At 67.3% G+C, this 20,533-nt stretch carries 24 protein-coding genes; 8 read left to right on the forward strand and 16 right to left on the reverse strand.

Annotated elements, in window-relative coordinates; translation table 11 throughout:
* Window positions 1-96: 96 nt before the first annotated feature.
* Window positions 97-1,656 carry a PE-PPE domain-containing protein gene (locus A5740_RS14815; RefSeq protein WP_076195215.1) on the forward strand — a complete coding sequence of 520 codons (1,560 nt, stop codon included), beginning with the start codon at window positions 97-99 and terminating at the stop codon, window positions 1,654-1,656.
* Between the two features lie 25 nt (window positions 1,657-1,681).
* Here the strand turns inward: A5740_RS14815 and hflX are convergent, their stop codons facing one another.
* From hflX to A5740_RS14835, 4 genes are read right to left on the reverse strand one after another with little or no spacing between them, the layout of a single operon-like run.
* On the reverse strand, window positions 1,682-3,091 hold the full coding sequence (gene hflX, locus A5740_RS14820) for a GTPase HflX (protein WP_076195217.1): 1,410 nt from the start codon (window positions 3,089-3,091) through the stop codon (window positions 1,682-1,684).
* A gap of 45 nt (window positions 3,092-3,136) precedes the next feature.
* Complete coding sequence (gene dapF, locus A5740_RS14825) at window positions 3,137-4,012, reverse strand: diaminopimelate epimerase (RefSeq protein ID WP_076195291.1); 876 nt, start codon at window positions 4,010-4,012, stop codon at window positions 3,137-3,139.
* 7 nt (window positions 4,013-4,019) lie between these two features.
* Window positions 4,020-4,928 (reverse strand): tRNA (adenosine(37)-N6)-dimethylallyltransferase MiaA, encoded by a 909-nt coding sequence (gene miaA, locus A5740_RS14830; protein ID WP_076195218.1) that lies wholly within the window; start codon window positions 4,926-4,928, stop codon window positions 4,020-4,022.
* Window positions 4,925-5,611: a hypothetical protein gene (locus tag A5740_RS14835; RefSeq protein ID WP_076195220.1), complete on the reverse strand. Its 687-nt coding sequence runs from the start codon at window positions 5,609-5,611 to the stop codon at window positions 4,925-4,927. The genes miaA and A5740_RS14835 overlap by 4 nt, the downstream gene beginning before the upstream one ends.
* Before the next feature lie 230 nt (window positions 5,612-5,841).
* On the opposite strand from A5740_RS14835, the gene A5740_RS14840 reads away from it, so the two are divergent.
* Window positions 5,842-7,185, forward strand: coding sequence for a DUF349 domain-containing protein (locus A5740_RS14840; protein WP_076195221.1), 1,344 nt, complete (start codon window positions 5,842-5,844; stop codon window positions 7,183-7,185).
* On the opposite strand, the gene A5740_RS14845 is transcribed toward A5740_RS14840, so the two are convergent.
* Together A5740_RS14845 and miaB are read right to left on the reverse strand one after the other, a co-directional pair.
* Window positions 7,182-7,787: a hypothetical protein gene (locus A5740_RS14845; protein ID WP_076195223.1), complete on the reverse strand. Its 606-nt coding sequence runs from the start codon at window positions 7,785-7,787 to the stop codon at window positions 7,182-7,184. The genes A5740_RS14840 and A5740_RS14845 overlap by 4 nt on opposite strands.
* Window positions 7,775-9,370 carry a tRNA (N6-isopentenyl adenosine(37)-C2)-methylthiotransferase MiaB gene (gene miaB, locus A5740_RS14850; protein WP_139335145.1) on the reverse strand — a complete coding sequence of 532 codons (1,596 nt, stop codon included), beginning with the start codon at window positions 9,368-9,370 and terminating at the stop codon, window positions 7,775-7,777. The genes A5740_RS14845 and miaB overlap by 13 nt, the downstream gene beginning before the upstream one ends.
* Window positions 9,371-9,528: 158 nt before the next feature.
* Here miaB and A5740_RS14855 point away from each other — a divergent pair, with 158 nt between their 5' ends.
* The 4 genes from A5740_RS14855 to A5740_RS14870 are packed head-to-tail and all read left to right on the forward strand — an operon-like array spanning window position 9,529 to window position 12,695.
* Window positions 9,529-10,257 (forward strand): amino acid ABC transporter ATP-binding protein, encoded by a 729-nt coding sequence (locus A5740_RS14855; protein WP_076195293.1) that lies wholly within the window; start codon window positions 9,529-9,531, stop codon window positions 10,255-10,257.
* A gap of 31 nt (window positions 10,258-10,288) precedes the next feature.
* A complete protein-coding gene (locus A5740_RS14860) occupies window positions 10,289-11,101 on the forward strand; it encodes a glutamate ABC transporter substrate-binding protein (protein WP_076195224.1) in 813 nt (270 codons plus the stop codon).
* A gap of 20 nt (window positions 11,102-11,121) precedes the next feature.
* On the forward strand, window positions 11,122-11,802 hold the full coding sequence (locus A5740_RS14865; protein WP_076195226.1) for an amino acid ABC transporter permease: 681 nt from the start codon (window positions 11,122-11,124) through the stop codon (window positions 11,800-11,802).
* Window positions 11,799-12,695 (forward strand): amino acid ABC transporter permease, encoded by an 897-nt coding sequence (locus A5740_RS14870; RefSeq protein ID WP_076195228.1) that lies wholly within the window; start codon window positions 11,799-11,801, stop codon window positions 12,693-12,695. Before A5740_RS14865 ends, A5740_RS14870 begins: the two co-directional genes overlap by 4 nt.
* On the opposite strand, the gene recX is transcribed toward A5740_RS14870, so the two are convergent.
* From recX to A5740_RS14895, 5 genes are all read right to left on the reverse strand, one after another.
* On the reverse strand, window positions 12,696-13,259 hold the full coding sequence (recX, locus tag A5740_RS14875) for a recombination regulator RecX (protein ID WP_076195229.1): 564 nt from the start codon (window positions 13,257-13,259) through the stop codon (window positions 12,696-12,698).
* Window positions 13,228-14,280, reverse strand: coding sequence for a recombinase RecA (gene recA, locus A5740_RS14880; protein WP_076195231.1), 1,053 nt, complete (start codon window positions 14,278-14,280; stop codon window positions 13,228-13,230). The genes recX and recA overlap by 32 nt, the downstream gene beginning before the upstream one ends.
* Window positions 14,281-14,437: 157 nt before the next feature.
* Complete coding sequence (locus A5740_RS14885) at window positions 14,438-14,641, reverse strand: hypothetical protein (RefSeq protein WP_067767058.1); 204 nt, start codon at window positions 14,639-14,641, stop codon at window positions 14,438-14,440.
* A 60-nt stretch (window positions 14,642-14,701) separates the two neighbouring features.
* Window positions 14,702-14,896, reverse strand: coding sequence for a DUF3046 domain-containing protein (locus A5740_RS14890; protein ID WP_076195232.1), 195 nt, complete (start codon window positions 14,894-14,896; stop codon window positions 14,702-14,704).
* A gap of 9 nt (window positions 14,897-14,905) precedes the next feature.
* Window positions 14,906-16,078, reverse strand: coding sequence for a glycosyltransferase (locus A5740_RS14895; RefSeq protein ID WP_076195234.1), 1,173 nt, complete (start codon window positions 16,076-16,078; stop codon window positions 14,906-14,908).
* Between the two features lie 40 nt (window positions 16,079-16,118).
* Here A5740_RS14895 and A5740_RS14900 point away from each other — a divergent pair, with 40 nt between their 5' ends.
* Window positions 16,119-16,562 carry a limonene-1,2-epoxide hydrolase family protein gene (locus A5740_RS14900; protein WP_076195235.1) on the forward strand — a complete coding sequence of 148 codons (444 nt, stop codon included), beginning with the start codon at window positions 16,119-16,121 and terminating at the stop codon, window positions 16,560-16,562.
* A gap of 6 nt (window positions 16,563-16,568) precedes the next feature.
* On the opposite strand, the gene A5740_RS14905 is transcribed toward A5740_RS14900, so the two are convergent.
* From A5740_RS14905 to pgsA, 5 genes are all read right to left on the reverse strand, one after another.
* The gene (locus A5740_RS14905; protein WP_076195237.1) at window positions 16,569-17,399 is read right to left on the reverse strand and encodes a hypothetical protein; all 831 of its coding nucleotides are present in this window, start codon (window positions 17,397-17,399) and stop codon (window positions 16,569-16,571) included.
* Between the two features lie 20 nt (window positions 17,400-17,419).
* The gene (gene pspA, locus A5740_RS14910; protein WP_076195238.1) at window positions 17,420-18,235 is read right to left on the reverse strand and encodes a phage shock protein PspA; all 816 of its coding nucleotides are present in this window, start codon (window positions 18,233-18,235) and stop codon (window positions 17,420-17,422) included.
* 211 nt (window positions 18,236-18,446) lie between these two features.
* On the reverse strand, window positions 18,447-18,776 hold the full coding sequence (gene clgR / locus A5740_RS14915) for a transcriptional regulator ClgR (RefSeq protein WP_076195240.1): 330 nt from the start codon (window positions 18,774-18,776) through the stop codon (window positions 18,447-18,449).
* An 81-nt stretch (window positions 18,777-18,857) separates the two neighbouring features.
* Window positions 18,858-19,346 carry a CinA family protein gene (locus tag A5740_RS14920; RefSeq protein ID WP_076195241.1) on the reverse strand — a complete coding sequence of 163 codons (489 nt, stop codon included), beginning with the start codon at window positions 19,344-19,346 and terminating at the stop codon, window positions 18,858-18,860.
* A complete protein-coding gene (pgsA, locus tag A5740_RS14925) occupies window positions 19,324-19,929 on the reverse strand; it encodes a CDP-diacylglycerol--glycerol-3-phosphate 3-phosphatidyltransferase (RefSeq protein WP_139335143.1) in 606 nt (201 codons plus the stop codon). Before pgsA ends, A5740_RS14920 begins: the two co-directional genes overlap by 23 nt.
* Window positions 19,930-19,971: 42 nt before the next feature.
* Here pgsA and A5740_RS14930 point away from each other — a divergent pair, with 42 nt between their 5' ends.
* Entirely contained in the window at window positions 19,972-20,493 is a 522-nt protein-coding gene (locus A5740_RS14930; protein ID WP_175616261.1) for an amino-acid N-acetyltransferase, read from the forward strand.
* Window positions 20,494-20,533: the final 40 nt, after the last annotated feature.

A 20,533-nucleotide genomic window follows, 5' to 3' on the forward strand; every position in this document is an offset into this window, starting at 1 on the left:
GCAACCACTTCCGTCGTTTCTCGATGAATTTTTGAGCGCCGGTGCAAAGATCCCTTCAGCGCTGACGGCGTCGTCAGCAGAAGGAGACCTCCGCCGATGCGATTCTCACCCCGCGCCGCTGCCAAAACCCTGCTGGTCGGGGCGGTGGCCCTGTCCGGGACCGCGGCCGTCGGGTTGACGCCGGCGGGCACGGCAGCGCTGGGCTTGGTGGTGGCGACGACACCGCTGGTCGTGCCCGGGACCGGGACCCCGAACCCGCTGGACTCCAACAATTATCTGGCCAACGCGGTGGACTACTACGTCCAACCGAGTGGGAGTTGTGGCACCGACGGCTGCGCGGATGCGGTGCCGATCCCCTACATCGCCCAGTTCTGGCCGTTTCCGTTCGAAGGCTGGGGCGGGCTTGAGGGCGCCAAGTGGAACGTGTCGGTTGCCAGTGGAGTCACTCGCCTGACCAGCGAACTCGTCGGCGACAACAACCCGAACGCGGCACATCCGGTGACCGTCTTCGGTTACTCGCAAGGCGCCACCGTGGCCAGCATCGTCAAAGCCAACCTTGCCGACCTGACCGACGAGCAGAAGCAGAATTTGAGCTTCGTGTTGATCGGGAACCCCAACCGGCCCGACGGTGGCCTCTTCGAGCGGTTGGCGATCCTGGGTACCCTGCCCATCCTCGATGCGACGTTCGGCCGGCCGACCCCGACCGACACGGGTATCGAGACCCACGACATCGCGCTGCAGTACGACGGGGTCGCCGACGCGCCCTCGTGGGTGCTCAATCCGCTTGCCCTGCTGAACGCGTTGGCCGGTTTCGAGTATGTGCACGGCACCTACCTAGATCCCCGTGGCGACGACCCGGAAACCGCGACGCCCTACGGGTACACGCCCGAGCAGGTGCAGGCCGCGATCGAGAACGCCAAGGAGGACTGCACCGCGGCGACGCATTGCCAGAAGGTCGACGGCAGCGACACGTACTACATCACGCTGCCGGCCAAGACGTTGCCGCTCATGCAGCCATTCCTGGACCTCGGTGCGGCGACCGGCACCTCGGCCGTGGTGATACCGCTCGTCGACCTGGTCTCACCACTGGTGCAGACGTTGATCGAGACCGGTTACACCCGAACCGATTACAGCAAGCCGACACCGTTCCAGCTGCTGCCCAAGGTCAATCCCGTCAAGCTGGTCAGTGATCTCGTCAACGATATTCCCGAGGGCGTCAAGGCGGCGCTGAACCCGGGCCTGGACCCGCTGCCGGGATGGACCGATCCGACCCAGACCGGCGATACGGGCGACACCGCCACGCTGAAGGAGCACGATGAGGTGTCGGTCGCGCCGGTGGCGGCCACACCGCTCGCGCTCAAGTCCGATGGTCAACGCCTGCGACTGAACTCGATCGCCGAGCCGAAGGATGATGAGTCCACGGCGCCCGGTGCGACCGAGCCGCAGCGCGTGTCCGCGCGGAAGATTTTGGGCGCCAAGGGGCATTCGATCCGGGACTTCACCAGCTCGATCGGCCAGAACGTGCGCAAGGCGTTGGGGCAGGACCGCACGAACGACACCACGAAGGACAGCTCCAAGCTCACCACGAAGAACACCGGCAGCGAGAAACACCAGAAGCAGAAAGGCCAGAAGAGGGCGTCCAAGTCCGCCGCCTGACCGGCGAGTCGCTGACCCTCGGCGCTCAGAACGTGGCGTATTCCCGCAGGCTGGCCGCCAGCGCCATGGGCACTCGCGCCTTGATCCGGGTGCCGTCGGCGGTGTGCTCGGTGGCGTCCACCCGGCCGTCGGCGTGGACCCGCGCCACCAGATCCCCACGGTCGTAAGGGATCGTCACATCGACGGTGGCGTCGGTGGGGGCGATCATCTCGCTCATCTTGGCGCGCAACCGGTCCAGACCGTCACCGGTGCGGGCCGAGACGAACACCGCATCGGGCAACGCACGCCTCAGCGAGGCCAACCCGACATCGGTGGCGGCGTCGATCTTGTTGACCACCAACAACTCCGGCGGTGGCGCGATGTCGTATTCGGCGACGACCTCGTTGACCACCTGCCGGACCGCGTTGATCTGTGCCAGCGGTTGACTGTCGGAACCGTCCACCACATGGACCAGCAGATCGGCGTCGACCACCTCTTCCAGGGTGGAGCGAAACGCCTCGACCAGCTGGGTGGGCAGGTGCCGGACGAAACCGACGGTGTCGGTCAGGACAAACGGCCGCCCGTCGTCGAATTCGCCTTGGCGCGTGGTGGGTTCGAGGGTGGCGAACAGTGCGTTCTCGACCAGGACGCCGGCCCCGGTCAGCGCGTTGAGCAGGCTCGACTTGCCGGCGTTGGTGTAGCCGACGATGGCGATCGACGCGGCATCCGAGGACAGCCGGCGGCTGCGCTGGGTGTCGCGGATCTTCTTCATCTCACGAATCTCGCGGCGCAGCTTGGCCATCCGCTCACGAATGCGTCGGCGGTCCGTTTCGATCTTGGTTTCGCCCGGACCACGGGTGCCCACCCCACCGCCGGCGCCGCCGGCGCGTCCACCGGCCTGGCGTGACATCGATTCACCCCAGCCACGCAGCCGGGGCAGCATGTACTCCATCTGGGCCAGCGACACCTGCGCCTTGCCCTCGCGGCTGGTGGCGTGCTGGGCGAAGATGTCCAAGATCAGCGCGGTGCGGTCGATGACCTTGACCTTGACCACTTTCTCCAGCGAGTTCAGCTGGGCCGGTGAGAGCTCACCGTCACAGATGACGGTGTCGGCTCCGGTGGCCAGCACGATCTCGCGCAGTTCCTGGGCTTTACCCGAGCCGATGTAGGTCGATGGGTCCGGCTTGTCGCGGCGCTGGATGAGCCCTTCGAGCACTTCGGAGCCCGCCGTCTCGGCCAGTGCCGCCAACTCGGCGAGGCTGGCGTCGGCGTCCGCAGCGCTGCCTTCGGTCCATACCCCGACCAAGACCACCCGCTCCAGCCTCAGCTGCCGGTATTCGACCTCGGTGACGTCGGTGAGTTCGGTGGACAGGCCGGCCACGCGACGTAGTGAGGCACGGTCTTCGAGCGCCAGCTCACCGGTGCTGGGGGTAACGGGATGTTCGGGATGAGTCATATGTGCTTACAGGTTGTCACGTGGATCGGGCCACGCGCACGCCATTTATCCGTGCGCAGCATTCCACCACTCGTCGGCCAGTTCGCCCCGGGCCAGCAACACCGACGGCCCGCGCAGGTAGCTGGTGGATTCGGTGACGGTCACGGTGACTTCACCGCCCGGGATCCGCACCCGCAGAGTGCCGGTGTCGGCGCCCTGATGGGCCAACGCCGCGAGCGTGGCCGCGACGGTGCCGGTGCCGCAGGAGCGGGTTTCGCCGACCCCGCGTTCGTGCACCCGCATCGACACCGCGCCATCGGCTGGAGCGGTCAGGACCTCCACGTTGACCCCGTCAGGAAACAGCTGCGCGTCGAAGGACACCGGTGCCGCGACGTCGAGGGCCGCCAGCTCGGTCTCGCTGATCCCGACGCAGGCCAGATGAGGATTGCCGACGTCCACGGCCACCCCGCTGAAGCTGCGGCCGCCGACCATCGCCGTCCCGGTGCCGAACCGGTTGGCCTTGCCCATCTCGACGGTGACCTCGGCCGTGGTGGCGTCGACGCGGTGCAGCACCACGGGGCGTGGCCCGGCCAGCGAGCCGACCACGAACTCGTCGGCGGTTTCCAGCCCGGACGCGCGGAGGTAGTGCGCGAAGACGCGGACCCCGTTACCGCACATCTGCGCAACGGACCCGTCGGCGTTGCGGTAATCCATGTACCAGTCGGCGGCGGAGACACCGTCGGGCAACCGCTCGAACACGCCGGCGGCCTGTGCGGCACCGACGGTGGTCACCCGCAGCACGCCATCAGCGCCCAGGCCGCGACGACGGTCGCACAATGCGGCCACCACCGACGGCGTCAACGACAGCGCGGCGTCAAGGTCGGGCAAGACCACGAAGTCGTTCTGCGTGCCATGCCCCTTGACGAAGCCAACCCCGGAGATCACCTGATCAGGATACGTGCCGCCACACCTGCAGTACGTCGTCCACCAAGTCGGGCGCCGCGCCGTCCAGCCACACCACCCGGTGGTCGCGCCGGAACCAGGACCGTTGCCGGCGCACATAGCGGCGGGTGCCGATGAAGGTGGGTTCGCGCGCCGCGGCGCCGTCTCCTCCCGCGTCGAGATCGGCGAGCACCTGCGCATAGCCCAGCGCCCGCGCCGCGGTGACCCCGTCGCGCAGACCCCGGCCGATCAGCGTGCGCACCTCGTCGACCAGCCCATCGTCGAACATGAGATCGGTGCGTTGCGCCAACCGCTCGTCGAGAACCTCTGTTTTCCAATCCAATCCGATGATCACGGTGTCCCAGCGGGGCGTGCCGATCCTCGGCGCGGAGGCGGCGAACGGTTGCCCGGTGAGTTCCACGACCTCAAGCGCCCGCACGATCCGCCGGCCGTCGCTGGGCAGGATGGAGGCTCCGGCGGCCGGATCGACGTCGCTCAGCTCGGCGTGCAGGGCGGCCACCCCCACCTCGGCCAATCTCGCCTCCCAGCGGGCCCGCACCGCGGGGTCGGTGGCCGGAAACGTCCATTCGTCGAGCAGAGATTGGATGTAGAGCATGGACCCGCCGACGATCAGCGGTACCGCGCCCCGGGCAGCGATGGCCTCCACGTCAGCCGCGGCGTCCTGCTGATAGCGCGCCACTGTCGCGGTCTCGGTGACCTCCAGGACATCGAGCTGATGATGCGGGATTCCGCGCCGCTCGGCGGGGGGAAGCTTGGCGGTGCCGATGTCCATGCCGCGGTAGAGCTGCATCGCGTCGGCGTTCACGATCTCTCCGCCGAGCTGCTCGGCGATTGTCAGCGCCAGCGCTGACTTACCGGTGCCGGTCGGCCCGATGATCGCGATCGGCCGAGTCATGGCAACCATTCGCCGACGAAATAGCCGACCCCGTACGGCGCACCGCGGAAGAGCTCACGGGCCGAGCCGGGCTCGGGTCCGGCCAGCCCGGCCAGCACCTGGTACGCCACGCGGCCGAGCACGGTGTCCGGCAACTCGACCAGCGCCGCGAGATCTGCCGTGGCGAGCGCATCGTCGAGGTCCTGCTGGGTGGCCACGGATTCGGGCACGTGGCCCCCGGGGGCCGAGACGGTGAGGGTGTGCAGGCCGTCGGCCACAACGAGCACACCGACCGGCTCCGAAGTTTCGTCGATCCGGGCCCGCAGGGCGCGGCCGTGGGCCAGCGCCGCACCAACCGGGTGTGAGGCGGCATAGACATGCACCTCGACCGAAGCCTCGGGGGCGGTGAGACCGCGGACCCAGCCGGCGATCAGGGCGCACAGCGGCAGTTCGACCGCCTCACCGGCCGGGCCCGGCCCGAGTGTCACCGCGACGTCGACGCCGTAGCCGGCGAAGGTACCGGTGTGTTCGGGCCCGTAGACCGCGTCGCCGGCGCCGACGCCGATCACCAGCCAGCGCGGCGGTAACGCACCTGCCGCGGCGATGACCGCGTCACGTAATCCGACCACCTCGGCAGCGGCCGCGCCCACCAGTTCGGGCACCAGCACCGGTGTGGCGGGGACGATCGCGATGGCGCTCAGCACGTCACCAAACTAGTGCGCCGCAGACACGTGAGCGTCGGCGGCAGGACCGCCAGAACCGCTCGATCCGTCGTCGTCTCCGTCGACGTCATTCGACTTTGTGGGGGCATTGAGCCTAAAGCCATGGGCACGGCACAGGACGACCTGCTTGAATAGCGGTCAAAGCGACAGCATCGGGCGCCGCGTCGCGCGGCAGATGCGCGGGCCGACCGCGCGGAGTACGAGGAGCGGATATGACAACCAGTGAGCCAGGCGCAGGCACCCCTCAGCCGACCCCCGGGCCCACGCCGACGCCGACGCCGAGGCCAGGACCACCCCGCCCCGTCCCTCGCCCCAGCCGGGTTGCCCCGGTGGTCGCGGTGGCGCCGTCCAGTGATCCGCACCGCTTCGGGCGGGTGGACGACGACGGCACGGTGTGGTTGATCACCGGATCCGGCGAACGTGTCATCGGGTCGTGGCAGGCCGGCGACACCGAGTCGGCGTTCGCCCACTTCGGCCGGCGCTTCGACGATCTGCACACCGAGGTGGCTCTGCTGGAGCGTCGCCTGTCCTCCGGTACCGGCGATGCCCGCAAGATCAAGTCGGCAGCGGCCACGTTGGCCGAAAGCCTGCCCACCGCAGCAGTTCTCGGCGACGTGGATGCGCTGGGTGCCCGCTTGTCGGCGATTCTGGAGCATGCCGACGAGGCGGCCCAGACCGAGCGCGCGCAGCGCGATGAGCACCGCGCCGCGCAGACCGCGCGCAAAGAGGCACTGGCCGTCGAGGCCGAGGACCTGGCGGCGAACTCCACCCAGTGGAAGGCCGCGGGCGATCGTCTGCGCGAAATCCTCGATGAGTGGCGCACCATCACCGGGCTGGACCGCAAGATCGACGACGCCCTGTGGAAGCGGTACTCGACGGCACGGGAAACCTTCAACCGCCGCCGCGGCTCACACTTCGCCGAACTGGACCGCGGCCGGGCCGGCGCTCGCCAGGTCAAGGAGGCGCTGTGCGAACAGGCCGAGCAGTTGTCCGGCTCGACCGATTGGGGCGCCACGAGCGCGGCGTTCCGTGACCTGCTGAGCCAGTGGAAGGCCGCGGGCCGAGCGGCCAAGGATGTCGACGACACCCTGTGGCACCGCTTCAAGGCCGCGCAGGACACGTTCTTCGGGGCCCGCAACGCCGCGCACGCCGAACGGGACGCGGAGTTCAAGGCCAACGCCACTGCCAAAGAGGCGCTGCTGGCCGAGGCCGAGAAGATCGACACCAGCGATCTGGATGCGGCTCGTGCGGCGCTGCGCGCCATCGGCGACAAGTGGGACGCGATCGGCAAGGTTCCGCGGGAGCGGGCGGCGGATCTGGAGCGACGGCTGCGTGCGGTGGAAAAGAAGGTTCGCGACGCCCCGACCGGAGGCGTGGATCCCGAGGCCCAGGCTCGTGCCGATCAGTTCCGGGCCCGCGCCGAGCAGTTCGAGCGGCAGGCCGAGAAGGCCGAGGCGGCCGGCCGGGCCAAGGACGCCGCCGAGGCCAGGGCCAGTGCCGAGCAGTGGCGACAGTGGGCGGACGCCGCCGCTGCCGCGCTGTCCGAGCGCAGTTAGGGCCGGCCCGGCTCGTCCGGCTTCTGATCGGTGACGCCGTTGCCGGCCGGGCCCAGCAGCCCCTGCTGCTGAACCTGGGCCGCCGCGCGACGTCGGTCCTCCTCGGCGGCCAACTGCAGGGCCGTGCGCGACCACACCACCCGTGCCCAGTGGAAGGTCAGCACGATCACCGCAAGCCAGGCGATGATCAACCCGATGCCGGGGCCGGGGTGGCCGGCCGCGGTCTGCCGCGACCACACCGCGAGCATTCCCAACGCGCAGGCCACCGCCGAGCCGGCCAGGGCCACCCAGGCCAGCGCCCAGCGGCGGGTGATCAGCGCCAGCATCGAGAATCCGACCGAGAACACCAGCGCGAGCCAGACGAACACCCGCGACGGTAGCGAGACACCGTCAGCGACGGCCGTGGCGTCGCCGACGAGGACGTCGAACCCCTTGGTGTGCCCGGTGTGCGGCAGCACGAACGACAGCACCACCACGAACACCAGGATGGCCACCACCATCGCGCGAGGGCCGGTGTCGAATTCGCGGGCCACCCGACGTTCGACGTCGGCCAGGTCGTTCTTGAAACGGTCGAAATCGCTTTCGTTGCTCAACAGCCACATCCTCCTGACGCCGGCGCGGTGGTCGGCGCACCGATCCTCGGCAGTCCCAGCCCGACGCCGGTGCGGGGACGCTGCCCCGCCGCATGGGCGTCGCCGGCGCGGGTGCGCCGATGACCGGCCAGCGGGGCATCCGCGATCAGATGATGGGGCGCGGCGCCGGTCACGGTCGTGACGACGATGTCGCCGGGCCGGATCTCACCGTCGCCCGGACTGAAATGCACCAGCCTGCCGTCGCGGGCCCGACCGGACATCCGCGCCGTGCTGGCATCCTTGCGCCCCTCACCGGTGGCGACCAGCAGCTCGACCGTCTGGCCGACCTGAGCCTGGTTCTCCTGCAGCGAGATTCGCTCCTGCAGCTCGATCAGACGCTGATAGCGCTCGGTGACAACCGCTTTCGGCAGCTGATCGGGCATCTCGGCCGCCGGGGTACCCGGCCGGATCGAGTACTGGAAGGTGAACGCGCTGGCGAACCGCGACGCCTCGACGACGTCGAGGGTGGCCTGGAAATCTTCCTCGGTCTCCCCCGGGAACCCGACGATCAGGTCGGTGGTGATCGCGGCGTGCGGGATCGCCGCCCGCACCTTGTCGATGATGCCGAGATAACGCTCGGCCCGATAGGACCGGCGCATCGCCTTGAGGATGCGATCGGATCCCGACTGCAGCGGCATGTGCAGCGTCGGACACACGTTCGGCGTCTCGGCCATCGCCTCGATGACGTCGTCGGTGAACTCGGCCGGGTGCGGTGAGGTGAAACGCACCCGCTCCAGCCCGTCCACCTCGCCGCAGGCGCGCAGCAGCTTGGCGAACGCGCCGCGGTCACGGGGTACGTCAGGGTCCCAATTCGCCGGGTCCTCACGCAAGCGCTCGTCCGAAAACGACACGCCGTAGGCATTGACGTTCTGGCCGAGCAGGGTGATCTCGAGCACACCCTGGGCGGCCAGGGCCTGCACCTCGGCCAGGATGTCGCCGGGCCGACGGTCCACCTCTTTGCCGCGCAGCGACGGCACGATGCAGAACGTGCAGGTGTTGTTGCAACCCACCGAGATGGAAACCCATGCCGCATAAGCAGATTCCCGCGTCGCGGGCAGCATGGACGGGAATTCCTGCAGGGCCTCGACGATCTCGACCTGTGCAGCGCGGTTGTGCCGGGCCCGCTCCAGCAGCGTGGGCAACGACCCGATGTTGTGGGTGCCGAACACCACGTCGACCCAGGGGGCTTTCGTCAGCACCGCGTCGCGGTCCTTCTGCGCCAGGCACCCGCCGACGGCGATCTGCATGTTCGGGTCGGAGTGTTTGCGTGGGGCCAGGTGGCTGAGATTTCCGTAGAGCTTGTTGTCGGCGTTTTCGCGCACCGCACACGTGTTGAACACCACGATGTCGGCGTCGGTGCCGTCGTCGGCCCGCCGGTAACCGGCGTCCTCCAGCAGGCCCGACAGCCGCTCGGAGTCGTGCACGTTCATCTGGCAGCCGTAGGTACGGACCTGATAGGTGCGCGCGGAGCTGCTGCGCTGTGACGTCGGCTCACCGGCCGCCGCTTCCGGAACGGACGGCTCCTCGCGCACGCGCTCGTTCGGGGGCACCATCGTTGTCACGGCTTCAATGGTACGGAGCGGGCCAAATCGTCCACGCGGCGGATTCTCCAGATCCGGGCAGGTTGGACGTTCCCTGGGTAAGGTCACCTGCCATGGGAAGCCCCGGCGAGCCGCCGCAGGTCGATGCTGCGGCGCCACCAGATGTGCCGATGATCTCACTGGCGGGAGTCAACAAACACTTCGGATCGTTGCACGTGCTCAACGACATCAATCTCGAGGTGGGCCGCGGCGAGGTGGTGGTGGTGCTGGGACCGTCGGGCTCGGGCAAATCCACGTTGTGTCGCACCATCAATCGGCTGGAGACCATCGACTCGGGCACCATCGCCGTCGACGGGCAGCCGCTGCCGGCCGAGGGTCGCAAACTGGCCCAGCTGCGTTCGGATGTCGGCATGGTGTTCCAGTCGTTCAACCTGTTCGCGCACAAGACGATCCTGGAGAACGTCACCCTCGCCCCGGTGAAGGTGCGCCGCAAATCCAAGGCGCAGGCCCGCGAGACGGCGATGGGTCTGTTGGAGCGGGTCGGCGTGGCCAACCAGGCCGACAAATATCCGGCCCAGCTGTCCGGCGGTCAGCAGCAGCGGGTCGCGATCGCGCGGTCGCTGGCGATGAACCCCAAGGTGATGCTGTTCGACGAGCCGACCAGCGCCTTGGATCCCGAGATGATCAACGAGGTTCTGGCGGTGATGAGCTCGCTGGCCGGCGAAGGGATGACGATGGTCGTGGTCACCCACGAGATGGGTTTCGCCCGCCGGGCCTCGGACCGCGTGGTGTTCATGGCCGACGGCGCCATCGTCGAGGACGCACCGCCGGCCGAGTTCTTCGACAATCCGAAATCCGATCGCGCCAAAGATTTTCTCGGCAAGATCCTCTCCCACTGATCACTGACGCTTCGCCGAAAGGAACCCGAACATGCCCTCTGTGCCGTTCAAGTTGGTCGGTACCGTCGCACTCGCCATCGCGCTGCCCCTGGCGGCCACCGCGTGCGGCGGTGGCAATGACGGCAACAAGATCGTCATCGGCACCAAGTACGACCAACCCGGGCTCGGCCAGAAGAAGCCGGACGGCACGATGGCCGGATTCGACGTCGACGTGGCGAAGTACGTCGCCAACGAGTTGGGCTACAGCGAGGACCAGATCGAGTGGAAGGAAGCCCCCTCGCCTCAGCGTGAAACGCTGATCCAAAACGGCCAGGTCGACTACATCGTGGCCACCTACTCGATCACCGACGCCCGCAAGGAGAAGGTCGACTTCGCCGGGCCCTATCTGGTCACCGGCCAGAGCCTGTTGGTCCGCTCGGACAACAACGACATCACCGGCGCGGCGTCGCTGGAGAACAACAAGAAGCTGTGCTCGGTGTCGGGTTCGACCCCGGCGCAGCGGATCAAAGACGAGTACCCGAAGGTGCAGTTGCAGCAGTACGACACCTACACGCTGTGCCTGGACGCCCTCAAGAACGGGGCCGTGGACGCGTTGACCACCGATGAGGTGATCTTGGCCGGCTACGCCGCGCAGAGCCCGGGGGCCTTCAAGATCGTCGGCGACAAGTTCTCCGAGGAGCGCTACGGCATCGGACTGAAGAAGGGCGATACCGAACTGCGCACCAAGATCAACGACGCCATCGAGAAGATGGAATCCAGCGGCGCCTGGAAGGAAGCGTTCGAACGTAATCTGGGCCCGGCCGGGATCACCACCCCGCAGCCGCCCGCCGTCGACCGCAACTGAGCCGGGGTAACGCACCGACCGTGGAGATTTTCAACGAGTACCGCGATCAGATTTTCGCGGCGTTCTGGACCACGATCCAGCTGACGGTGTACTCCGCGATCGGTGCGCTGATCCTGGGCACCGTGCTGGCGGCCATGCGGCTGGCGCCGGTCCCGGTGCTCAACTGGCTCGGCGCGGCCTACGTGAACATCATCCGCAACACTCCCCTGACCCTGATCATCGTGTTCTGTGCACTCGGGGTCGGACAGACGATGCGGATCACGTTCACCGATCCGAACTCGCCGACATCGATCACCGACAGCAACTTCCGCCTGGCCGTGCTCGGATTGACCGTCTACACCGCATCTTTCGTGTGTGAGACGGTGCGTTCGGGGGTCAACACCGTGCCGATGGGCCAGGCCGAAGCCGCCCGGTCACTGGGCTTTTCGTTCGGGCAGAACTTGCGATTGATCCTGCTGCCCCAGGCATTTCGCGCCGTGATCATTCCCCTCGGATCGGTGCTGATCGCCTTGACGAAGAACACCACCATCGCTTCGGCGATCGGCGTGGCCGAAGCGGCGTTGTTGATGAAGGACATGATCGAAGACACCGCCGCGGTCCTCACGGTCGGCGCGATCATGGCGGCCGGATTCATCCTGCTGACCTTGCCGCTGGGTCTGTTGTTCGGTTGGCTGGGTAAGCGCCTCGCGGTGGCACGGTGAGCGGCGCATCAGTCCTGTTCGACGCACCCGGTCCGCGGGCGCGGGTACGCAACCTCATTCTGGCGGTGCTGGCCGTGATCGGGGCCGGCGTCTTGATCGTGTACGTCCTCTTCCGGCTGTGGGAAAAAGATCAACTCCAGGCCGAGAAATGGACCCCGTTCCTCACGTCGGATCTGTGGATCACCTACGTGCTTCCCGGCATCAAGGGCACGCTGACCGCAGCGGCGGTGTCCATCGTTCTGGCGTTGGTGTTGGGCCTGGTGCTGGGGATCGGCCGTCTGTCACCGATCGCTCCGATCCGATGGGTCAGCGCGGTGATCGTGGAGTTCTTCCGCGCCGTGCCGGTGCTGATCATGATGATCTTCGCGTTCTTCCTCTACGGCCTCTCCGGCAACTTCCCGTCCGAGTACGTCGCGCTGGCCGGGGTGGTGACGGGGTTGACGCTCTACAACGGGGCGGTGATCGCCGAGATCGTCCGGGCCGGCGTCAATTCCCTTCCCCGCGGGCAGCAGGAAGCCGCGTGGTCACTGGGACTGACGTGGACACAAACCATGCGACTGGTCCTGCTGCCCCAGGCGATCACCGCGATGCTGCCGGTGCTGGTATCTCAGCTCGTCGTGGTGCTCAAGGACACCGCCATCGGCTACCAGATCACCTTCGTGGAAATGGTGCGCCAGGGCACGAACATCGGCTCGGTGTACCAGAACATCCTGCCCGCGTTGATCGTCATCGCCATCCTGATGATCAGCGTGAACATCGGCCTGTCCTCATTGGCCACGAGGATCGAGCGCCGGATGCGGCGTTCCGGCCGCGGGCCCGCACCGCTGGAACCCGAGGCCGTCGAGCAGGAAGGCGCGCCGGGAGCGCAGGTGCTGCAGACCCAACGGGACTGATCAGACCCGACGACGCTCCCGCTCGCCGGCAAGCTCGACGCTGACCACGTCGAAGGCCATCGACTGGTTGTAGCCCCGGCGAGCGAGCATGCCGACCAGCCGGCGGGTCACCTTCACGTCGCCGTCGTCATCGCTGAGCTTCTCGCGACGCAGCTTGTCCCGGACGAGTTGTTCGGCCCGCTGCCGTTCGGCAGCCGGGTCGAGATCGGCCAGCGCCGCGTCGATGACGTCGTTGTCGACGCCCTTCTTGCGAAGCTCGACAGCCAAGGCACGCTTGCCTTTCCCCGCGTTCGCGTGCCGGGATCGAACCCATTGCTCGGCGAAGTCCTCGTCATCGATCAACCCGACTTCGGTGAGCCGGTCGAGCACCTTGGCGCTGAGGTCCTCTTCGTAACCCCGTTTGACGAGTTGTTCGGTCAGCTCGGCGCGGGTGCGGGCCCGCACGGTGAGCAGGCGCAGGCACACGTTCTTGGCCTGTTCCTCGCGCTTGCGCGGGTCCTGCGTCTGCTCACCCTCAGGCGTACCCGACGGCTCAGAAGTCAACCGGGGCGGGAAGGACGTCATCAGTCGCCTCCGCGGTCACGACCGCACCGATACCGAGCTTCTCCTTGATCTTCTTCTCGATCTCGTTGGCGACATCGACGTTCTCCAGCAGGAACTTGCGGGCATTCTCCTTGCCCTGCCCCAGCTGTTCACCCTCATAGGTGAACCAGGAGCCGGACTTGCGGATGAAGCCGTGCTCAACCCCCATGTCGATGAGTGAGCCCTCACGGCTGATGCCGTGGCCGTAGAGAATGTCGAACTCGGCCTGCTTGAACGGCGGCGAGACCTTGTTCTTGACGATCTTGACGCGGGTCCGGTTGCCGACCGCGTCGGTGCCGTCCTTGAGGGTCTCGATGCGGCGGACGTCCAGACGGACCGAGGCATAGAACTTCAATGCCTTACCGCCGGTGGTGGTTTCGGGTGAACCGAACATCACACCGATCTTCTCGCGGAGCTGGTTGATGAAGATCGCGGTGGTGCCCGAGTTGTTCAGCGCACCGGTCATCTTGCGCAGCGCCTGGCTCATCAGGCGGGCCTGCAGACCGACGTGGCTGTCCCCCATCTCACCCTCGATCTCGGCGCGGGGAACCAGCGCCGCCACCGAGTCGATGACCAAGATGTCCAACGCGCCCGAACGCACCAGCATGTCGGCGATCTCCAGCGCCTGCTCACCGGTGTCGGGCTGGCTCACCAGCAGTGAATCGGTGTCCACACCGAGTTTCTTGGCATACTCGGGATCCAGCGCGTGCTCGGCGTCGATGAACGCCGCGATGCCGCCGGCGGCCTGCGCGTTGGCCACCGCATGCAGCGCCACGGTGGTCTTACCCGAGGATTCCGGGCCGTAGATCTCGACCACACGGCCGCGGGGCAGGCCGCCGATACCGAGGGCCACATCCAGAGAGATCGAGCCGGTGGGGATCACCGAGATGGGCTGGCGGACCTCGTCACCGAGGCGCATCACCGAGCCTTTGCCGAAATTCTTGTCGATCTGGGCCATCGCCAGCTCGAGCGCTTTTTCACGATCAGGGGCCTGTTGCGCCATGATGGTGCCTCTCCAAGTAGTCGTGTTGACCGGTGTTCCGATCGGTTGGCCGTGACGCTAGAGCAAGGGACCGACAACCCCCGGCTTTCCAGTCGAACACCGACCAGAGTAGACGAACATCTGTTCGATTCAAGCAGACACGCCGGAGTATCCGGCGTCAGCGACGCCAGTTCGGAAAGTTGTCGAGATCTCGTAACGTCATCACGAAACCGGTCGCCCCGACCGCGATGGCCAGGAGATATCCGATGGCGGCCTGCCATCCGGTCAACACGGACGCGACCAGCCAACACAGCAGTACCGCTGCGATCACCAGCAGGACACCGTAGAGCGGCGTCCGCATCGGATGGTCACCCAGACCCATGAGTCCGGTATACGCCCAAAAGCCGAGCAGGAAAAGACCGGCCGCTCACCATCGATCACGTCACCATTGATCACGCGGGACATCGAAGTCGGCACACAGTGCCCGCCATACCGTGCGCGGTTCCACTCCGTCCTCGATGGCCTGTGCCGGTGTCCGACCGTCGAGGTCGGCGAGCACATGGTCGACGAGCATCGAGCGACCCCGGATCGAACCGAACTGGCCGTCCACGAGTTCATGGAATTCCGTCAACCGCACGCGCCCAATTTACCCAGCGCCGACCAGGGCGTCATGGCACACCCGTACCGGATCCGCCACCTCGGCCACCGAGGCGCCGGCCCGCTGCGCGGCCGACCGGTACGACGGCGAGGCCAGCACATCGCCCACCGCCCGGGTCAGCGCCTCACCGGTCAATGGCCGCACCAACTGCGCAATGCCTTGGCGCACAACCCGATTGGCGAGCTCCCATTGGTCGCCGCCGCCGGGCACCACCACCATGGGCACGCCGGCCAACAAGGTCTTGGACACCATGCCGTGGCCACCACCGCAGATCACCAGGTCGGCATGTGACAACAACTCATCCTGACGGCCGAGCCCGACGACGGCCCATGGCGGTACCTCGACATCGGCCCCACCCAACCGCGACACCACCACGCGGGCACCGTCGGGCAGCGTCTGGCCCGGCCGCAGCGACTCCAGGGCCAACTCGGCCATCCCCTGGGTCCCGGTGGTCGCCGTGGAGGGCGCCACCACGATCACCGGGCCCGTGCCCGGCGGCACGGTCAACACCGCGTCGGTCGGCTCGAAGTGCAACGGACCCACCACCACCGCCTCGGCCGGCCAATCCGGGCGGGCCACCTCCAGGGCAGGCAGGGTGGCGATCAATCGCCGCAACGGCCCCGGGTCGACGACCGGCAGGCCGATCCGCGTCCGCACCTCGGCCCGCTGCGCCAGCCCGGCCCGCCAGGATCGCGCGGTCAGCGCCCGCATGACGGAGTCGCGCAGCCGGCCCCGTACGCCGACGCCGGGGGCCAACCCGCTACCGATCGGCGGCAAACCCTTCGACGGCAGGTACAGCGGATGCGGGTTGAGCTCGACCCACGGCAGCCCCAGCAGCTCGGCGGCCAGTCCGCCACAGGCGGTGATCACATCCGATACCACCAGGTCCGGGCGCAAGTCACGCAGCCCGGGCACATTGAGCTGCGCCATCCGCCCGGCACGCTGATGAATCTTGGCCCCGGCGTCGGCATCGTCATCGTCGTCGACCGGATCGAGACCGACCAGCTCGACCGCATCGACCCCCACGGCGCGCGCGGTCTCGAGCCATTCCACGCCGGTCAGCAGCGTCGGAGTGTCCCCGGCAGCGGCGAACTTCAGACACAACGCAAGGGCCGGGAAGGCATGTCCGGGATCGGGTCCGGCGACGATGGCAACGCGCACCGACCTACCCTGCCACAGCGCATCCCACTAGGCTTCGGGCATGGCTGACCAATCCACCACGGCTGCGCAGGCCCCGACTTCGTCTGTCAAGACGGTCGAGACGTTCCTCAACGCGCTGCAGGAGCAGGACTTCGCCACCGCGGAAAACGCGCTGGCCCAGAACCTCGTCTACCAGAACGTGGGTCTTCCGACCATCTACGGGCGCAACCGGGCGATGAAGCTGTTCCGGTCGATGCAGGGCCGCACCGGCTTCGAGGTGAAGATCCACCGGATCGCCGCCGACGGCAACGCCGTACTGACCGAACGCACCGATGCCCTGGTCTTCGGCCCGCTGCGGCTGCAGTTCTGGGTATGTGGGGTGTTCGAGGTGCACGACGGGCGAATCACGCTGTGGCGGGACTACTTCGACTTCCTCGACATGTTCAAGGCGACGCTGCGCGGCCTGGCCGGCGTGGCGGTGCCGTCGCTGCGCACCTCGCTGTAAGGCGGTTCAGGCGCGGCGCAGCTGTCCGAGTTCGTCGAATGCCTGCGCCCAGCCCAGCAGCCGGTCGGTCGCGCCGGTCAACTCGTTGCGGTAACGCTGCTGCGACAACGGTGAGGCTTCACCCTGACCACTGTTCACCGTTGACACCAATTGCGCTGCAGCCGTGACCATCTCGTTGTACTGACGGACGCCTTGTCCGAGCTGTGCGGTGAAGGCGTTGATGGTGGGCACCAGATGCTGCCGAGACTGCGGGGCATTGCTGACCGCACGTTCCATCGCAACCACCTCGGCGGCGGTGGCCGCCATCGTCCGCGCCGTGTGATCGGCCACCGCATTGAGCTCACGCAGCTCGTCGGCCGGTAGCATCCGTCCGCGCTCCAACACCCCGAGCAACGAGAACATCCCCCGCTCGGAGGCCATCAGCGCCGCCATGGGCTGACGCGCCGCAGAACTCCACGGCGGCAACCGGCGTCCGGAGACGGGGCGCTGCGGCGGAAGGGGTTCCGCACGCAGCCAGCGGTAGCGCAACCAGAACAGCGTTGCGGGAAAGGCCGCGCCGGCGGCGATCGCACCGGTGATGATCAGGCCCCAGACCGGTGTGCTCCACGACGCCAACAGCGCCGTGACAAGCACCCAGAACGCACTCGACAGGGTGAAGAACACCGCGAGCCGTGCCGCCCACCGCCGCTTGCGCAGCAGTTTGGCGCGCGGATCGGCGGCGGCGCTGAGCTTTTCGCTCAGCGCACCGGACAGGTCGGCGGCGGTGTCGATACCCCGCTGCACACCGTGCTGCAGCAACGACTTCCAGATGCTCGATCCGCCGGTCTTGGTAGCCATGATCTACGACACTCGAATCACTATTGGCCGAGCGGCTTTTCGGGGCTGGCCGGGGTCTGGTTGGTGGCCGGGGTGGCCGGGTTCGCCGGGGCGGCATCCCCGCTGGGAAGGGCGTCGCCACGCATCGAGGCGCGGATCTGCTCCAGCCGGGAGTGGCCGGCCATCTGCACGCTGGCCTGCTGCACTTCCATCATGCGGCCCTGCACGGAGTTCTGCGCCAGTTCGGCCTGCCCGATGGCGTTGGCGTAACGGCGCTCGATCTTGTCGCGGACCTCGTCCAGACTGGGCGTGTTGCCCGGGGCGGCGACCTCGCTCATCGACCGCAGTGAGGCGCTGACCTGCTCCTGCATCTTCGCCTGCTCAAGCTGCGACAGCAGCTTGGTGCGCTCGGCGATCTTCTGCTGCAGCATCATCGCGTTCTGCTCGACGGCCTTCTTGGCCTGCCCCGCGGCTTGGAGGGCCTGATCGTGCAGACCCTTGAGATCCTCGACGCTCTGCTCGGCGGTGACGAGTTGGGCGGCGAACGCCTCGGCGGCGTTGTTGTACTCGGTGGCCTTGGCGGCGTCACCGGCCGACGTGGCCTGATCGGCCAGGGTCAATGCCTGACGGACGTTCACCTGCAGCTTCTCGATGTCGGCGAGTTGACGGTTCAGCCGCATCTCCAGCTGACGCTGATTGCCGATGACCTGGGCGGCCTGCTGGGTGAGCGCCTGGTGCTGACGCTGGGCGTCCTCGATGGCCTGCTGGATCTGCACCTTCGGATCGGCGTACTCGTCGACCTTGGAGCTGAACAGCGCCATCAGGTACTTCCACGCCTTGACGAACGGATTGGCCATGGGTTCGTTCCGCCTTATCTGTCGGGCTTGTCGGTCAGACCCGTGACCGGGCCTCATTGGTTCAAGTTGCCGAAATTATTCTGATGCCAACTTATCGGTTCCGGGCATGGCGCCACAGCCCCGCGGGCTGTTCGCATGGGCGTTTCGACGAAAATTTGCGTTCACCCACGCGCCGCCCTCAGCCTGGCATCGGCGCCTTGTCACACCCGCGTCACGCGACAGCCATCGAGACGGCCTGAGGAATGACCACCTTGGTCGACACATCGATGTGCGCCACGTTGGGCGCCGTCGCGGCAGCGGCATGTTCACGCTCGGCCAGGTTCTCACCGGCATCGGTGAGCACCCGCGACAACGGCACGTCGAGCGCGTCGCAGATCGCGCTGAGCAGTTCACTGGAGGCCTCCTTGCGGCCCCGCTCCACTTCGGAGAGGTACCCGAGGCTGACTCGCGCCGCATCGGAGACTTCACGCAACGTGCGTCCTTGGTCGGTGCGGGCGTTGCGCAGCACGTCGCCAATCACCTCGCGCAGCAATGCCGTCATCGTGCCTCCTTCGCCTGTCTGTCACAGGTTCGCTACGACACCAACGTCGCAGGCCACCGCAAGGTTCCCGAACAGGGGCAGTTATTGATTTTCCACCAGCACACGCAGCCGGGCGATCGCCTCGTCCACCGCCGCGCGCCGGATGTCCCAGCGCGAGCCCGACAGCGACAACTCGATGACCTCGGTGTCCACCGGCCCGGCCAAGCCGATGAAGACCGTGCCCACCGGATGCCCGCCGTGCGGTTCGGGTCCGGCGACGCCGGTCAGGCCGACACCCCAGGTGGCGGCGCAGCGTTGCCGGGCGCCGACGGCCAGGGCCCGGGCCGTGGGCGCCGCCACCGGCCCGACCGCGTCGAGCACCTGCGGAGCCACTCCCGCCAACCAGATCTTCGTGTCCTCGTTGTAGGTGATCAGGCCGCCCTGCAGCACCGCACTGGCCCCGGGCGCCCCGGCCAGTGTCGCCGCCAGCAGCCCGCCGGTCAGCGACTCGGCGGTGGCCACGCTCTGGGAACGCACGGTCAGATCGGCGACCAGCGCCTTGGCGCCATCAGTGAGCAGCGGATCGTCCACGAGAATCCCTGATCGCCGAGATGACGTAGTCGGCACCGGTGAGCACGGTCAGCACCACCGCGGCCCACATGATCGCCCAGGCCACGTCGAGCCAGATGGCCGGCCACGAGTGCAGCGGCAGTACGAACAGCCCGATTGCCACCGCCTGCACCAGTGTCTTGAGCTTGCCGCCGCGACTGGCCGGGATGACCCCGTGACGCAGCACCGCAAAGCGCAGCACCGTGATTCCGATCTCACGGATCAGCACCACCACGGTGATCCACCACGGCAGATCATCGAGCAGTGCCAGCCCGATGAGCGCGGCGCCGATCAACGCCTTGTCGGCGATCGGATCGGCCAGTGTGCCGAATTCGGTGATCATCCCGTAGCTGCGGGCCAACGCACCATCGAAGTGGTCGGTGATCACCGCAACCGCGAACACGGCGAAAGCAGCGATCCGCCAGCCGGTTTCATGACCGTCGCCGACGAAGAGGAAGACGAGGAAGACCGGGACCAGCACCATCCGCACACCGGTGAGCACATTGGCGAGGTTGGCCACGCGCGCACGCGGGACCACCGGATCGGTAGAAGGTTGGCCCGGCACCGCAACAGAATATCGGTAGCCACAACGGATACTCTTGCGCCTGTGAACCCAGGCAGTGTCGCGTCGCGCAAACACCCTGTGGTGCGCCGCGCCAGCACCTCCGATGTCCCGGCGATCAAGAGCCTGGTCGACGTCTATGCGGGCAAGATCCTGCTGGAGAAGAACCTGGTGACGTTGTACGAGGCGGTCCAGGAATTCTGGGTGGCCGAACTCGACGGTGAACTCGTCGGGTGTGGCGCCCTGCATGTGCTGTGGGCCGACCTCGGCGAGGTCCGCACCGTGGCCGTGCATCCGAAGGTCCGCGGCACCGGTGTCGGCCACCTGTTGGTGGAGCGCCTGCTCGATGTCGCCCGCGATTTGCACCTGCGACGAATCTTCGTATTGACCTTCGAGGTCGACTTCTTCGGCAAGCACGGTTTCGAGGAGATCGACGGCACCCCGGTGACCGCCGAGGTGTACGAGGAGATGTGCCGCTCGTATGACACCGGTGTGGCCGAATTCCTCGACCTGTCCTACGTCAAGCCCAACACGTTGGGCAACACCCGGATGTTGTTGACGCTGTGAAACCGCCATCGTCAGGCTGGGGTGGCCGCCACCGGCGAGC

This window comes from Mycobacterium sp. GA-1841 (assembly GCF_001954135.1).
Taxonomy (GTDB): domain Bacteria; phylum Actinomycetota; class Actinomycetes; order Mycobacteriales; family Mycobacteriaceae; genus Mycobacterium.